12 protein-coding genes are annotated in these 14,608 nt (G+C 62.8%); 7 read left to right on the top strand and 5 right to left on the bottom strand.

Translation table 11 applies throughout. The features are described 5' to 3' along the window. Window positions 1-162: 162 nt before the first annotated feature. From MKZ91_RS07740 to MKZ91_RS07715, 6 genes are all read left to right on the top strand, one after another. Window positions 163-1,176 (top strand): carbohydrate ABC transporter permease, encoded by a 1,014-nt coding sequence (locus MKZ91_RS07740; protein WP_442892215.1) that lies wholly within the window; start codon window positions 163-165, stop codon window positions 1,174-1,176. Window position 1,177: 1 nt separating this feature from the next. Continuing rightward, entirely contained in the window at window positions 1,178-2,323 is a 1,146-nt protein-coding gene (locus tag MKZ91_RS07735) for a carbohydrate ABC transporter permease (protein WP_336169696.1), read from the top strand. Window positions 2,324-2,351: 28 nt separating this feature from the next. Further along, on the top strand, window positions 2,352-4,004 hold the full coding sequence (gene bglA, locus MKZ91_RS07730) for a beta-galactosidase BglA (protein WP_442892220.1): 1,653 nt from the start codon (window positions 2,352-2,354) through the stop codon (window positions 4,002-4,004). A 60-nt stretch (window positions 4,005-4,064) separates the two neighbouring features. Continuing rightward, window positions 4,065-5,153 (top strand): ABC transporter ATP-binding protein, encoded by a 1,089-nt coding sequence (locus tag MKZ91_RS07725; RefSeq protein ID WP_336169694.1) that lies wholly within the window; start codon window positions 4,065-4,067, stop codon window positions 5,151-5,153. A gap of 131 nt (window positions 5,154-5,284) precedes the next feature. Then, window positions 5,285-5,695, top strand: coding sequence for a hypothetical protein (locus tag MKZ91_RS07720; protein WP_336169693.1), 411 nt, complete (start codon window positions 5,285-5,287; stop codon window positions 5,693-5,695). 89 nt (window positions 5,696-5,784) lie between these two features. Further along, entirely contained in the window at window positions 5,785-6,150 is a 366-nt protein-coding gene (locus tag MKZ91_RS07715; protein WP_336169692.1) for a GFA family protein, read from the top strand. 95 nt (window positions 6,151-6,245) lie between these two features. On the opposite strand, the gene edd is transcribed toward MKZ91_RS07715, so the two are convergent. From edd to MKZ91_RS07690, 5 genes are all read right to left on the bottom strand, one after another. Beyond that, window positions 6,246-8,066 carry a phosphogluconate dehydratase gene (edd, locus tag MKZ91_RS07710; RefSeq protein WP_336169691.1) on the bottom strand — a complete coding sequence of 607 codons (1,821 nt, stop codon included), beginning with the start codon at window positions 8,064-8,066 and terminating at the stop codon, window positions 6,246-6,248. A 194-nt stretch (window positions 8,067-8,260) separates the two neighbouring features. Then, a complete protein-coding gene (gene pgl, locus MKZ91_RS07705) occupies window positions 8,261-8,959 on the bottom strand; it encodes a 6-phosphogluconolactonase (protein WP_336169690.1) in 699 nt (232 codons plus the stop codon). Between the two features lie 9 nt (window positions 8,960-8,968). Next, window positions 8,969-10,444, bottom strand: a complete 1,476-nt coding sequence (gene zwf, locus MKZ91_RS07700) for a glucose-6-phosphate dehydrogenase (RefSeq protein WP_336169689.1) — start codon at window positions 10,442-10,444, stop codon at window positions 8,969-8,971. 97 nt (window positions 10,445-10,541) lie between these two features. Beyond that, window positions 10,542-11,828 carry an NAD(P)/FAD-dependent oxidoreductase gene (locus MKZ91_RS07695; RefSeq protein ID WP_336169687.1) on the bottom strand — a complete coding sequence of 429 codons (1,287 nt, stop codon included), beginning with the start codon at window positions 11,826-11,828 and terminating at the stop codon, window positions 10,542-10,544. Window positions 11,829-11,844: 16 nt separating this feature from the next. Beyond that, window positions 11,845-13,281: a glutamine synthetase family protein gene (locus MKZ91_RS07690; RefSeq protein WP_336169686.1), complete on the bottom strand. Its 1,437-nt coding sequence runs from the start codon at window positions 13,279-13,281 to the stop codon at window positions 11,845-11,847. Window positions 13,282-13,407: 126 nt separating this feature from the next. Between MKZ91_RS07690 and MKZ91_RS07685 the strand changes: the two genes are divergently transcribed. Beyond that, entirely contained in the window at window positions 13,408-14,592 is a 1,185-nt protein-coding gene (locus MKZ91_RS07685) for an NAD(P)/FAD-dependent oxidoreductase (RefSeq protein ID WP_336169684.1), read from the top strand. The last annotated feature ends 16 nt before the right edge of the window (window positions 14,593-14,608 follow it).

The following is a 14,608-nucleotide window of genomic DNA, read 5'->3' as shown; positions in this document are numbered from 1 at the left end:
CCGCTGTCGACCCGGGTTCGCTGCCACAGCGGGACGAGGAAACGTGTACGCGGCTTTCCGTTCGTTTTTTGCTCTCAACGATGAGAAGCGGCGCGCCCCAATGAGAACGGCGGCAATCGCCAGCCCTGCACGCGAGCGTGCACCGAGGGGGAGGGACATGTCATGTTGTTTCAGCTTTTGAAGGCTGCAGGGTTCATGTTGGGCGGGGTCATCGGATGTGCCGCCTACTTCTGGGGAACCAGTTTCATTCTCGACCAGATCTTCCCGTCGAAGGGAAAATCAGGTGCCGTTGCCTCCAGAAACCTGCGTATCACCAACGCCATCCGTCCGTGGCTGTTCCTGGGGCCGGCGCTCCTGGCGCTGACAGTGTACCTTATCTATCCGGTCTTCATGTCGCTCTGGTACAGCGTCCATGATCGTGCGGGCCAGAACTTCGTCGGCTTCAGCAATTATGTCTGGATGGTCAATGACGGCGAGTTCCGCCAGTCGATCTACAACAACTTTCTCTGGCTGCTGGTCGTTCCGGCGCTGGCAACCTTCTTCGGCCTGATCATTGCCGCACTCACCGACCGCATCTGGTGGGGCAATATCGCCAAGACCCTGATCTTCATGCCAATGGCGATCTCGTTCGTCGGCGCCGCCGTCATCTGGAAGTTCATCTATGATTTTCGGCCCGAGGGCGCAGAACAGATCGGCCTTTTGAACGCGATTGTCGTCGCCTTTGGCGGTGACCCGCAGGCCTGGATCACGCTGCCCTTCTGGAACAATTTCTTCCTGATGGCGATCCTTGTCTGGATCCAGACGGGTTTCGCCATGGTCATTCTCTCCGCTGCCCTTCGCGGCATTTCCGAGGAAACGATCGAAGCCGCCGTCATCGACGGCGCCAATGGCTGGCAGATCTTCTTCAAGATCATGGTGCCGCAGATCTGGGGCACGATCGCCGTCGTCTGGACGACGATCACCATCCTCGTGCTGAAGGTCTTCGACATCGTTCTCGCCATGACCAACGGCCAATGGCAGAGCCAGGTGCTTGCCAACCTCATGTTCGACTGGATGTTCCGCGGCGGCGGCGACTTCGGACGAGGTGCGGCGATCGCCGTCGTCATCATGGTCCTCGTCATTCCGATCATGGTCTGGAACATCCGCAATGCGGCCAAGGAAATGAAGGGGCACTGAGATGACGCCAGCGACACGCTCACCCCTTATGTGGGTCGTCCACCTTTCCGTCCTCTTGCTGGTCGCGCTCTGGACGCTGCCGACGGCGGGCCTGTTGATCTCGTCGCTGCGCGACAAGGACCAGCTGGCCGTATCGGGCTGGTGGACCGCGCTTTCGACTTCGTCTCAGAACATCGTCGTCCGGGCGCCCGGCCCCGAGAGCCAGGTGGAGCGCGACGGCAAGTTCGTGATCTCCGGCAACCTGCTCGAAGGGCAGGCGGGGCAGATTTCCGCCTTCGGGTTCAACAGCCGTGAGCCGACGGCGTTTAAGGCCGGCGAAACCGCCGAACTCAACGACGGCGAAAAGCTGACCGTCCAGACGGACGGCAATTTCGAGATCGTTTCCGACAAGAAGATGGAAGGGTCGCGCGGCCAGCGCGTCTTCGTGACGGCCTCGTCGCCGCCGCGTTTCACCTTCGACAACTATGCCGAGGTGCTCGGTGCCGAGAACATCGGCCGATCCTTCATCAACTCGCTGACGGTCGCCGTGCCGGCGACGATCATCCCGATCATGATCGCGGCCTTTGCCGCCTATGCGCTTGCCTGGATGCCTTTCCCCGGCCGTGCAATCCTGATTGCCGTCGTCGTCGGCCTTCTCGTCGTGCCACTGCAGATGTCGCTGATCCCGCTCTTGAAGCTCTATAACGGCGTCGGCACGATCCTGGGCGTGCCGGCCAAGACCTATGTCGGCATCTGGCTGGCGCATACCGGTTTCGGCCTGCCGCTGGCGATCTATCTCTTGCGCAATTACATGGCCGGCCTGCCGCGCGAGATCATGGAATCCGCCCGCGTCGACGGCGCCAGCGACTTCGATATCTTCGTCAAGATCATCCTGCCGTTGTCCTTCCCCGCGCTCGCCTCCTTCGCGATCTTCCAGTTCCTGTGGACCTGGAACGATCTTCTTGTGGCGATCGTGTTCCTGGGCGCTGGGCCCGACGAACTGGTTCTGACCGGACGACTGGTCAACCTGCTCGGCTCACGCGGCGGCAACTGGGAGATCCTCACGGCCTCCGCCTTCATCACCATCATTGTACCGTTGATCGTCTTCTTCAGCCTGCAGCGCTATCTCGTGCGCGGTCTGCTGGCCGGGTCGGTCAAGGGCGGCTGACAACCAAGGACTGTTTACGAACATGAGCATGACCGAAATGAGCAAATCCACGATGCAGCCCGATCGGGACTGGTGGCGTGGCGCGGTGATCTACCAGATCTATCCGCGCTCCTACCAGGACTCCAATGGCGACGGTATCGGCGACCTCAAGGGCATCGTTGCCAGGTTGCCGCATATCGCCGCCCTCGGCGCCGACGCGATCTGGATTTCGCCGTTCTTCACCTCGCCGATGAAGGACTTCGGTTATGACGTGTCCAACTACACCGATGTCGACCAGATCTTCGGCAGCCTCGCCGATTTCGACGCGGTGATATCAGAGGCGCATCGCCTCGGCATCCGCGTGATGATCGACCTCGTTCTGTCGCATACGTCGGACCAGCACCCCTGGTTCGTCGAAAGCCGTTCGAGCCGTGCGAACGCCAAGGCCGATTGGTACGTCTGGGCTGACTCCAAGCCCGATGGCACCCCGCCCAACAACTGGCTGTCGATCTTCGGCGGCTCGGCCTGGGCCTGGGATCCGACGCGCCTGCAGTATTACCTGCACAACTTCCTGACCTCGCAGCCGGACCTCAACCTGCACAATCCGGAGGTTCAGGATGCGTTGCTCGGCGTCGAGCGCTTCTGGCTGGAGCGCGGCGTCGACGGCTTCCGCCTCGACACCATCAACTTCTACTTCCACGACAAGCAACTGCGTGACAATCCGGCGCTGGCGCCGGAGCGTCGCAACGCCCAGACCGCGCCGGCGGTGAACCCCTACAACTACCAGGAACATCTCTATGACAAGAACCAGCCCGAGAACCTGGAATTCTTGAAGCGCTTCCGCGCCGTCATGGACGAGTTCCCGGCGATCGCCGCCGTCGGCGAAGTCGGCGACAGCCAGCGTGGTCTGGAGATCGCCGGCGAATACACCTCCGGCGGCGACAAGATGCAGATGTGCTACGCCTTCGAGTTCCTGGCCCCGGAACCGCCGACACCGGCGACCGTCGCCGAGGTTCTCAGGAACTTCCAGAAGGCAGCACCCGAGGGCTGGGCCTGCTGGGCCTTTTCCAACCATGATGTCGTGCGCCATGTCAGCCGCTGGGGCGCTGGCGTCACCGATCGTGATGCCCATGCGAAATTGCTCGCGAGCCTGTTGATGTCGCTGCGCGGCTCGGTCTGCATCTACCAGGGCGAAGAACTGGCGCTGTCGGAGGCCGAGCTTGCCTATGAGGACCTGAAGGATCCCTATGGCATCCAGTTCTGGCCCGACTTCAAGGGTCGCGACGGCTGCCGCACGCCGATGGTCTGGGACGGCTCCGCGGTCAATGGCGGCTTCGGCAGCGCCAAGCCCTGGCTGCCGGTGCCGGCAGAGCATCTCGCTCGCGCCGTATCGGCGCAGCAGAGAGATCAGGCGTCCGTGCTCGAGCACTACCGTCGCTTCCTGCATTTCCGCAAGGCGCATCCGGCCTTCGCCAAGGGCGATATCGAGTTCCAGAGCACGGAAGGGCAGGTGCTCGCCTTCGTGCGCAGCCACGGCAATGAAAAGCTGTTCTGCCTGTTCAACATGAGCAGCACGCGGGCAACGGCCACGCTTCCGAACGAACCGGTGGCCGCGCTTGCAGGCCACGGCTTTACGGCGGAGGTGAAGGATGGAACGGTCAATCTGCCGGCCTGGGGCGCATATTTCGCCCGGCTGGTGTGAAGGCCGGCCGAACCAAAATGAAAGCAAGAACTGACGGGAAGAACCGAAGGGGAGGGTGCAATGACGGGTCTGCTGCTTAAAGATATCCGCAAGTCCTACGGCGCGGTCGATGTCATCCATGGCATCAATCTCGACATCAAGCAGGGCGAGTTCATCGTCTTCGTCGGCCCATCCGGCTGCGGAAAATCGACGCTTTTGCGCATGATCGCCGGCCTCGAAGAGATCACCGGCGGCGACATGTTCATCGACGGCGAGCGGGTCAACAGCGTGCCGCCGTCGAAGCGCGGCATCGCCATGGTGTTCCAGTCCTATGCGCTCTATCCGCATATGACGGTCTTCGACAACATGGCCTTCGGCATGCGGATCGCCAAGGAGTCAAAGGAGGAGATCGATCGTCGCGTGCGCAACGCCGCCGAGATCCTGCAACTCACCAAGTATCTCGACCGTCTGCCGAAGGCACTGTCCGGTGGCCAGCGCCAGCGCGTCGCCATCGGCCGTGCGATTTGCCGCAACCCCAAGGTCTTCCTGTTCGACGAGCCGCTATCGAACCTCGATGCGGCGCTGCGCGTCGCGACCCGCATCGAGATCGCCAAGCTCAGCGAGCGGATGTCGGATACGACGATGATCTACGTCACTCACGACCAGGTCGAGGCAATGACGCTTGCCGACCGCATCGTTGTGCTGTCCTTGGGCCATATCGAGCAGGTGGGGGCGCCGCTCGAGCTTTATGAGCGCCCGGCCAATCTCTTCGTTGCACGCTTTATCGGCTCGCCGGCGATGAACATCATCCCGTCGACCGTGACGGCGACCGGTGCGCAGACGACGGTGAAGCTGACCGGCGGCAAGAGCGTGACGCTCGATATCCCGACAGACGCGTCGCAGAACGGCAAGGCGGCAAGCTTCGGCGTGCGTCCGGAAGACCTGCAAACCACCACCGGCGACGACTTCCTGTTCGAGGGTACGGTCTCGATTGTCGAGGCGCTCGGCGAAGTGACGCTGCTCTACATCGAAGGCCTTGTCGACAAGGAGCCGATCATCGCCAAGATCCCGGGCATCCTGCCCGTCCATCGCGGTGACAGGGTGCGCTTCACCGCCGACAAGGCCAAGCTGCATCTCTTCGATGCCGAAGGTCGCAGCTACCGCCGCTGAGCCCGAACGGCCCTTTCCAATCGACCCGCCCGTAAAATCGGGCGGGTTTTTTCATGGCGCGTTCAAGATCAAACCGTCTGTTAAATCTCTGCCGCTAACCTGTCTCAAAAGGGGATAGGAAAGGCATATCGATGAGAAGCGCGGCGCCCGTGATGCAGCAACACTTCCTGAACAAGGAAGAGTCCTTCATGTACGATCGGGAAGTGAATTTTCCGATGGAGGACACGCGGAACGAGGCGCGCATCGAGTATACCGAAAAGGGCATGACGCAACTGAGCTCGCGCCGCTGCGAGATCCTCAAACTGTCGAAAAGCGGCGCCGTCCTCGGCATTCTGACCCAGTATCAGCTGCCGCAGAATTTCTATCTGGATATTCCGAGCGCGCGCATCCAGATGGTCGGCTGCCTGCTGAAGCGGGTCCATGCCAACAACATCGTCGAAGCGCGCTTCCTGCGGCTGCTGACCGATCGCGACCTCAATCGCATCTTCGTCTACAGCACCCATCCGAACCACCGCAACCGAACGCTCGACATCTATCGCTGAGGCGGGCATCGCCGGGTTGCGCGCGACTTGACGGTCCGGCTTACTCAATGAATGGCTGTGGTCCTCGGCAACGGAACCGGACCCTATCCATGCAGCGCCCTTATCGCCTTTCCTGCCATTGCGGCGACATCTGCTTCGAGGTCGACGAGGACCTGACCGGCCTCGTCGACTGCAACTGTTCGGCCTGCCGTCGTTCCGGCTTCCTGCACTGGAAGGTGGACGCGGCCAAGGTGAAGCTGCTCTCCGAGAAGCGCCGCCTTACGAGCTACATCTGGCGTGGGCTCAACGAAGGCCACCAGTTCTGCCCGACCTGCGGCACGCCGGTCCTGCGCACCGGCTACCCGGACAACAAGATCTCCATCAACGCCCGCTGCATCGAAAACGTCGATGTCTTCACGCTTGAAGTCGAACGCTATGACGGGCGCAATGACATGTTCCCAAGCCCGCTCCCGTAAGCGGTGGTACGCGTCTTTGGAACGGAGCTGACGACGACAAACGCCGACCCGAGGGAGCGGCGTTTTGCTTTCGGGAGCGTGTGTGCCCGGATGTGCTAGTGGAAGAGCACGCTCGCACCGTGGTCCGCAGCACCCGCGATCGCGCGGAATGGTGCGAAAAGCTCACGACCCATGCCGAAGTCGTTGTCGGAAAGATCGGCGTGTGCCGGAACCCGCGTCTTCAGCGCGATATCCTCGACCAGCACCTCGATCGTGCCGGCAACCGCGTCGATACGGACGATATCGCCTTCCTGGATGCGGGCGATCGGGCCGCCGTCCTTGGCCTCCGGCGTCACGTGGATCGCCGCCGGAACCTTGCCCGACGCGCCCGACATGCGGCCATCGGTGAGGATGGCGACACGCTGGCCACGGTCCTGCAGGATGCCGAGCACGGTGGTCAGCTTGTGCAGTTCCGGCATGCCGTTCGCCTTCGGACCCTGGAAGCGGACGACGGCGACGAAGTCACCCTCAAGCTTGCCGGCCTTGAAGGCGGCATTGAGTTCGGCCTGGTCGTGGAAGATCTTGGCCGGCGCCTCGATGACGTGGCGATCCGGCTTGACGGCGGAAATCTTGATCACCGCCTTGCCGAGATTGCCGGTCAACATCTTCAGGCCGCCCGAGTGCTGGAACGGCTGGTCGATGGTCGCAAGCACCTTCGGATCGGCACTTTCCTTCGGCGTCGGCACGCGCTCGACGTTGCCATCGGCGCCGAGCCGGACGTCGATCTTGTAGGCGTCGAGACCCTGGCCGACGACGGTACGGACGTCGTCGTGCAGCAGGCCGTTGCGCAGCAACTGGCTGATCAGGAAGCCCATGCCGCCGGCAGCATGGAAATGGTTCACGTCGGCAAGCCCGTTCGGATAGACGCGCGCGAGCAGCGGCACGATGTCCGAAAGTTCGGAAATGTCCTGCCAGGTCAAGACGATGCCGGCCGCGCGCGCCATGGCGACGAGGTGCATCGTGTGGTTGGTCGAGCCGCCGGTCGCATGCAGGCCGACGACGCCGTTGACGATCGAGCGCTCGTCGATCATCTCGCCGGCCGGTGTGAATTCGTTGCCCATTGCGGTGATCGCCAGCGCGCGCTTCGCCGCTTCCTTGGTCAGCGCGTCACGCAGCGGCGTGCCGGGATTGATGAAGGAGGCGCCGGGCAGGTGGAAGCCCATGATCTCCATCAGCATCTGGTTGGAGTTGGCGGTGCCGTAGAACGTGCAGGTTCCCGGCCCGTGATAGGACTTCGATTCCGCCTCGAGAAGCTCGTCGCGGCCGACCTTGCCCTCGGCAAAGAGCTGGCGAACCCGCGCCTTTTCGTCGTTCGGCAGGCCCGAGGTCATCGGCCCGGCGGGCACGAAGATCGCGGGCAGGTGGCCGAAGGTCAGCGCTGCGATCACGAGGCCCGGCACGATCTTGTCGCAGACGCCGAGATAGACGGTGGAATCGAACATGTTGTGTGACAGGCCGATACCGGCGGCCATGGCGATCAGGTCGCGGGAAAAGAGCGACAGCTCCATGCCCGGCTGTCCTTGCGTGACGCCGTCGCACATGGCCGGTACGCCGCCTGCGACCTGCGCCACGCCGCCTGCCTCGCGGGCGGCTTCGCGGATCAGCGCGGGATAGGTCTCGAACGGCTGATGCGCCGACAGCATGTCATTGTAGGAGGTGATGATGCCGAGATTGGCCACGCGGTCGCCCGCAAGCGCCACCTTCTCGGCGGGGGAACAGACGGCAAATCCATGCGCAAGGTTACCGCAGCCAAGCACGCTGCGGTGTGGGCCGCTCGATGCCGCCTGGCGGACGCGCTCGAGATAGGGCTCGCGGTGGGGTTTCGAGCGCTCGACGATGCGAGCGGTGATCGAGGCAATGCGGGAATCGGCGGACATGGTCAATCCTGTTCCGGAGCCTTCTGACTCCTCATCTTCATCCAGTCATCGAACCGGAGTGCGGCGTGCTTGGGAGAGTGCAGCCGCGTTCCGGCGTGTTTTCGAAACACCTGTCCGTTCCCATGGTGGCGCTCCACGGGTTGCAAGTGTTTCCAGCTTCATGCCGGGTCGGTTCGACCCGCCATCATGTTGGTCTAGGGCGCCCAGTAAATCTCAACCGGCGATGCGGCACGGCGCAGCATCGCACGGATCGGCATGTCCTTCTCGTCGCCGGCTTCTTCAGCCTTGGCGAGGACGGTCTTCTTGCCTTCCCCTTCGATGTGCAGCACCAGAAGCCGCGCATCCTGAAGGCTGGCGAAGGTGAGGGTCAGGCGGGTCTCGCCAGCGCCCTCAGCTTCCATCGTGATGACGCCGCGTGGTGTTGCCGGGTCGATGGCACGCGCAAGCTCAGACCCGCCGGGAAAGAACGACGCCGTATGGCCGTCCGTTCCCATGCCAAGGATCGCCACATCGAACGGCGCGCCGATGGCGGCGGTTTCGCGGCTGGCGATCTCGGCTGCCGCTTCGGCCGAAGGCGCAGCATGGTAGAGCGGCAGGAATTTCGCCGCCGCCGCCTTGCCCTGGAGCAGGTTGGCAGCAACCAGGCCGTGGTTGGAGCGGTCGCTTTCCGGCGGCACGAAACGTTCGTCGACGAGCGTGATCGTCACCTTGTCCCAGGCGATGTCCCTGCCCGAAAGCGCCCGAAAGAAGGCCTTGGGCGTCGAGCCGCCGGAAACGGCAATGCTCGCCGAACCGCGCGCCGCAATGCCGGCGGCAAGCGTTCTGCTGACAGCATCGGCGAGGGCCTCTGCCAGTGCCGCACCGTTTTCGAATGTATGAAGCGTTGTCGTCATGGTCGCACCTTAGATCGCATCGTTCCAGGTGCGGCCGTCGCGCTCGATCAGCGCGATCGACTGGCTCGGTCCCCACGTGCCGGCGGTATAGCCCTGGACCTGCTGCCCGGTTTCCTCCCAGGCTTTCAGGATCGGATCGACCCACTTCCATGCGGCCTCGACTTCGTCGCGACGTACGAACAGCGTCTGGTTGTTGCGAACGACGTCGAAGAGCAGCCGCTCATAGGCATCGGCGTTGCGCACGGCGAAGGCTTCGGCGAAGCTCATATCGAGCGAGACGCTGCGCAGGCGCATGCCGCCCGGGCCCGGGTCCTTGATCATCAGCGACTGCTTGACGCCTTCGTTCGGCTGCAGGCGGATGACCAACTGGTTGGCCGAGATGCGGCCGGCATTGTTGTCGAAGATCGAGTGCGGGATCTGCTTGAAGGTGATAACGATTTCCGACATGCGGCCGGCGAGGCGCTTGCCGGTGCGGATGTAGAAGGGCACGCCGGCCCAGCGCCAGTTGCTGACTTCCGCCTTGATCGCCACGAAGGTCTCGGTGTTCGAAACACCGCCTTCGAGCTCTTCGAGATAGCCCTTGACCGGGCCGCCGGCGGAGGCGCCAGCGCGGTACTGGCCGCGGACGGTCACCTGTTCGACGTTGGAGGACGTGATCGGCTTCAGCGCGCGCAGAACCTTCAGCTTCTCGTCGCGGACCGCTTCCGCGTCCATCGAGGTCGGCGCTTCCATGGCGACGAAGCAGACGAGCTGCAGGATGTGGTTCTGCACCATGTCGCGCAGCGCGCCGGCCTTGTCGTAGTAGCCGGCACGGTTTTCGAGGCCCACGGCCTCCGACACGGTGATCTGCACGTGGTCGATATGGGCCGAGTTCCACAGCGGCTCGTAGAGCGCGTTGGCAAAGCGCAGCGCCATCAGGTTCTGCACCGTTTCCTTGCCGAGATAGTGGTCGATACGGAAGATCTGCTCTTCGCGGAACACCTTGCCGATCGTGTCGTTGAGCTCGGTGGCCGAGGCAAGGTCACGGCCAATCGGCTTTTCAACGACGATGCGGGTGTTCTTGGTGATCAGCTTGTGATCGCGGATACGTTCGGAAATGTCGCCGAAGATCGCCGGGCCGACGGCAAGATAGAAGGCGCGAATGCGCTCCTTGCCTTCTTCGAGCAGCTTCTTCAGCGCGTCCCAGCCCTGATCGGACTTGGCGTCGACGGAAACGTAGAACAGGCGCGCCGCAAACTTGGCGACCTCTTCCTCCTTGTACTCGTCGGCCTTCAGGTGTTCCTTCAGCGCATCGACGGCGAACTTGCGATATTCCTCATGGCTGAGTGCTGCGCGCGATGCGCCGATGATCCGGGTCGGTTCGGTAATCTGGCCTTCCAGCTGGCGGTGATAGAGCGCCGGCAACAGCTTGCGCTCCGCAAGATCGCCGGTGCCCCCGAAGACGACATAGTCAAATGGTTCGACGGGAATGATCTGGCTGCTCATGGGATATCTCGATCTGTTCAGGTCACGGACACATATAATCTAATCGATTTAAACGCGCTAGGGTGCGGCGCAATAAAATGCTGCCGCAAGCGCTTCTTTAGAACCTGTCGCGTAATGCGTACCAGCTTAGCGCGAGGAAGAGAAGGGCGGAGCGGAACCGCGTGCCGCCCGGAAAAGCCGGGATTTTCAGGGCTTTCAGGAGGTCCAGCTCGGTATCCTTGCCGAGTGCCAGGTCCGCATAGAGCTTGCCGCAATAGTTGGAAAGCATCACGCCATGACCGGAATAGCCGCCGATCGAGGTGACGCCAGGCATGACTTCGCGACAGAAAGGCGTGCGCGGCATGGTGATGCCGACGGAGCCACCCCAGGCGTGGGTGATCTCGATATCGGCAAGTTCCGGATAGATCTCGCTGATCTGCCGGCGGATATGGGTCGAGATATCGCGCGGATTGTCCGCGGTATAGGCCTCGCGCCCGCCGAAGAGCAGCCGTCCGTCCTTCGACTTGCGGAAATAGCGCACGACAAAACGCGAATCGTCGACCGATTCGCCGCCGGGAATGACGTTTGGGTGGTCGGAAAGCACCGTCGTCGCGCCGATGAAGGAGCGGATCGGCATCACGTGGCTGGCGCTCACCGGTTCAAGGTTGCCGACATAGGCGTTGCAGGCGACGAGCACGCGATCGGCGGTAATCGTGCCGCGATCGGTGACAATGACGGTGGCGCCCGCGTTCCTGCTGATCTTCAGGGCCTTCGTCTGCTCGAAAAGATGGGCGCCGGCAAGGGCCGCCTGCTTGGCAAGGCCGACAAGCAGCTTCATCGGGTGGATGTGGCCGGTGCCGGCGTCGCGGATGCCGAAGTGGTAGTGATCGGATCCGAGCCGGCTTGCGGTTTCCTCGCGCTCCATGAAGGAGAGATGCGGGTAACCAAAGCGCGTCGCCATCGCCTCCACATGCTTGCGGTAGTCCTTCTCCAGGCTCGGCTTGTGGCCGACCGAGAGCTGGCCGGGCACGAATTCGATGTCGATGCCGTGCGCCTTCGCGAAGTCGAGCACGTAACGTTTGGCATTCTCGGCCATGTCGAACAGCGCTTGCGCCCGCTCATGACCGAGTTTTTCTTCCGTCTCATCAGCCCAGGCGCGCTGCCCGGTGCCGAATTGGCCACCATTGCGCCCGGACGCACCGTCGCCGAAGCGGCAGGCGTCGATCAAGGTCACATCGACACCCTGGCGGGCCAGGTTGAAGGCGGCCTGCAGCCCGGTGAAGCCACCGCCGATGATCGCGACATTCGCCTTTCGCGATCCCGACATGGCGGGGTATTCCGGTCGATCCGGAACGGTCGCCTCATACCAGGAATAACCGGGCGAGATCGGGCTTTGCCAGGGCATGGAGGACCTTTCGGGGTCAAACGTTGAGAAGCAGGAATTCGCGTTCCCAGGGGCTGATGACCTGCATGAAGGTCTCGAACTCGCCGCGTTTGACGCCGGCATAGATGGCGATGAACTCGGGGCTCAGCACGTCCGCAAGCGAGGGCGCCGATTCCAAGAGCGCCACGGCCTCGAGCAGGCCGCGGGGCAAAAGGATCTCGCCTTCGTTGGCCGTGTCTTCCGTCGGCGCCGTCGGTTCCCGCTGCTCGATGATGCCGAGATAGCCGCAAGCGAGTGAAGCCGCGAGCGCCAGGTACGGATTGGCATCCGAACTCGGCAGCCGGTTCTCGATGCGCCGCGCGATCGGCTCCGACACCGGGATGCGGAAGGCGGTCGTGCGGTTGTCGTAGCCCCAGGCGGTGTTGACCGGCGCCGACATGTCCGGCGTCAGCCGGCGGTAGGAGTTCACGTAGGGCGCCATCATCACAAGAGTGCGCGGCACGTAGTGCTGCATGCCGCCGATGAAGTGGAAGAACTCCTTCGATGCCGAACCGTCCGGGTTGGAGAAGAGGTTCCGGCCGGTGTTGATCTCGACCACCGACTGGTGGATGTGCATCGCCGAACCCGGCTGGCCCTGCATCGGCTTTGCCATGAAAGTCGCGTAGATGCCGTGTTTCAGCGCCGCCTCGCGGATCGTCCGCTTGAACAGGAACACCTGGTCGGCAAGCTCGATCGGATCGCCGTGGCGAAGGTTGATCTCGAGCTGCGCCGGTCCCTCTTCATGGATCAGCGTGTCGATCTCCAGTCCCTGCTTCTCGGAGAAGTGGTAGATATCGTCGATCAGTTCGTCGAACTCGTTGATGCCGGCGATCGAGTAGCCCTGGCCGCCGAGGATCGAGCGGCCGGAGCGGCCCTTCGGCGGATGCAGCGGGTAGTCCGGGTCGTCGTTCTGGGCAACGAGGTAGAACTCGATTTCCGGCGCGACGACCGGCTTCCAGCCCTTTTGTTTGTAGAGGTCGACCACGCGCTTGAGGACGTTGCGCGGCGTGTAGCTGATCTGTTCGCCCTGCGAGCCGACGATGTCGCAGATCACCTGCGCCGTCGGGTCGGTTTCCCAGGGCACGACCGAAAGGGTCGAGAGATCGGGCACGAGCTTGATGTCGCTGTCGCGGGAATCGTAGCGGAACTGGCCGGTTTCGTCAGGGTACTCGCCCGAAATCGTGTGGCGGTAGACGGCGGACGGCAGTGCCAGCGAGGTGTTGGAGGTGAATTTCGACGTCGGCATCATCTTGCCGCGCGGCACGCCTGCAAGGTCGGGGGTGATGCATTCGATGTCTTCGATGCCGCGGATCTTGAGCCAGTCCGTGGCTTCCTTCCAGGTCTTCACGCCACGGAGGGAATGCAGGGCGGGGGGGATTTTCGAGGTCTTGCTGATTTTCGTTGTTTGTTGGGCAGCACTTCTCTTGGAGGGCATAAATCACCGGTTTTGGCTTCGGATGACGCATCATAACCACAGATTGGCAATTGGCTAGATGGGCCCCGCCATTGACTTTCTCCTTTGTCACCGGACAAGGAAAGGCAAACGTGTCCGGGGTGTTTCGTGGCTGAAAAGAAAGATGTGGTCGTCATTGGAGCCGGTGCCGCCGGCATGATGTGCGCCATCGAGGCGGGCAAGCGCGGTCGCCGTGTGCTCGTGCTTGACCATGCCAAGGCGCCCGGCGAGAAGATCCGCATTTCCGGCGGCGGCCGCTGCAACTTCACCAACATCCATGCAGGCCCGAAGAATTTCCTCTCGGCCAATCCACACTTCTGCAAGTCGGCGCTCGCGCGCTACACTCCGCGTGACTTTCTTGCCCTCGTCGAGAAGCACGGCATTTCCTGGCACGAAAAGACGCTGGGGCAGCTCTTCTGCGACCATTCGGCCAAGGACATCATCAAGATGCTGCTTGCCGAGATGCGCGACGTGCACGCCGAGTTGCGGCTGGAGACCTCGATCGAAAGCGTCGAGCGCCATGGCGCCGGGTTTCGCGTCATGACCAGCGAGGGACCTGTCGACGCGCAGTCGCTGGTGATTGCCAGCGGCGGCAAGTCGATCCCGAAGATGGGTGCGACCGGGCTTGCCTATCGCATCGCCGATCAGTTCGACCTTGCGGTCGTCGAAACGCGGCCGGGTCTCGTGCCGCTGACGCTCGACCCAGCCCAACTGGAAACGGTGGGCGAACTGGCAGGCGTTGCGGCGGATGCCGAAGCGCGGTCCGGCAAAACCGCTTTCCGAGAGGCGGTGCTGATCACCCATCGGGGCTTGAGCGGCCCGGCGATCCTGCAGATTTCCTCATATTGGCGTGAGGGTGGGGACATCGTGCTCCGGCTGATGCCCGACATGGACATTGCCGATATCCTCAAGGACGCCCGGCGTGCCCATGGAAAACAGGCCGTGCAGACGGCGCTTGGCGATATCCTGCCGCGGCGGCTCGCGCAGTTCTTCGCCGATGGCGCAAAGCTGTCGGGACGCCAGCTTGCCGATCTTTCAGACAAGACGATCAACCAGCTTGCGGCCTCGATCCAGGCCTGGACGATCAGGCCTGCCGGTTCGGAAGGCTATCGCACGGCCGAGGTCACGCTCGGCGGCGTCGATACCAACGGGCTCGACTCCAAGACGATGCAGGCCAAGGCCGTGCCAGGGCTCTATTTCATCGGCGAATGCGTCGACGTGACCGGATGGCTCGGCGGCTACAATTTCCAATGGGCCTGGGCATCGGGCTTTGCTGCGGGGCAGGACGCCTGACCTCCCCGCTTTTGGT

Source organism: Ensifer sp. MJa1, assembly GCF_037026475.1.
Lineage (GTDB): Bacteria > Pseudomonadota > Alphaproteobacteria > Rhizobiales > Rhizobiaceae > Ensifer.
This window is presented reverse-complemented; position numbering and strand designations above follow the sequence as displayed.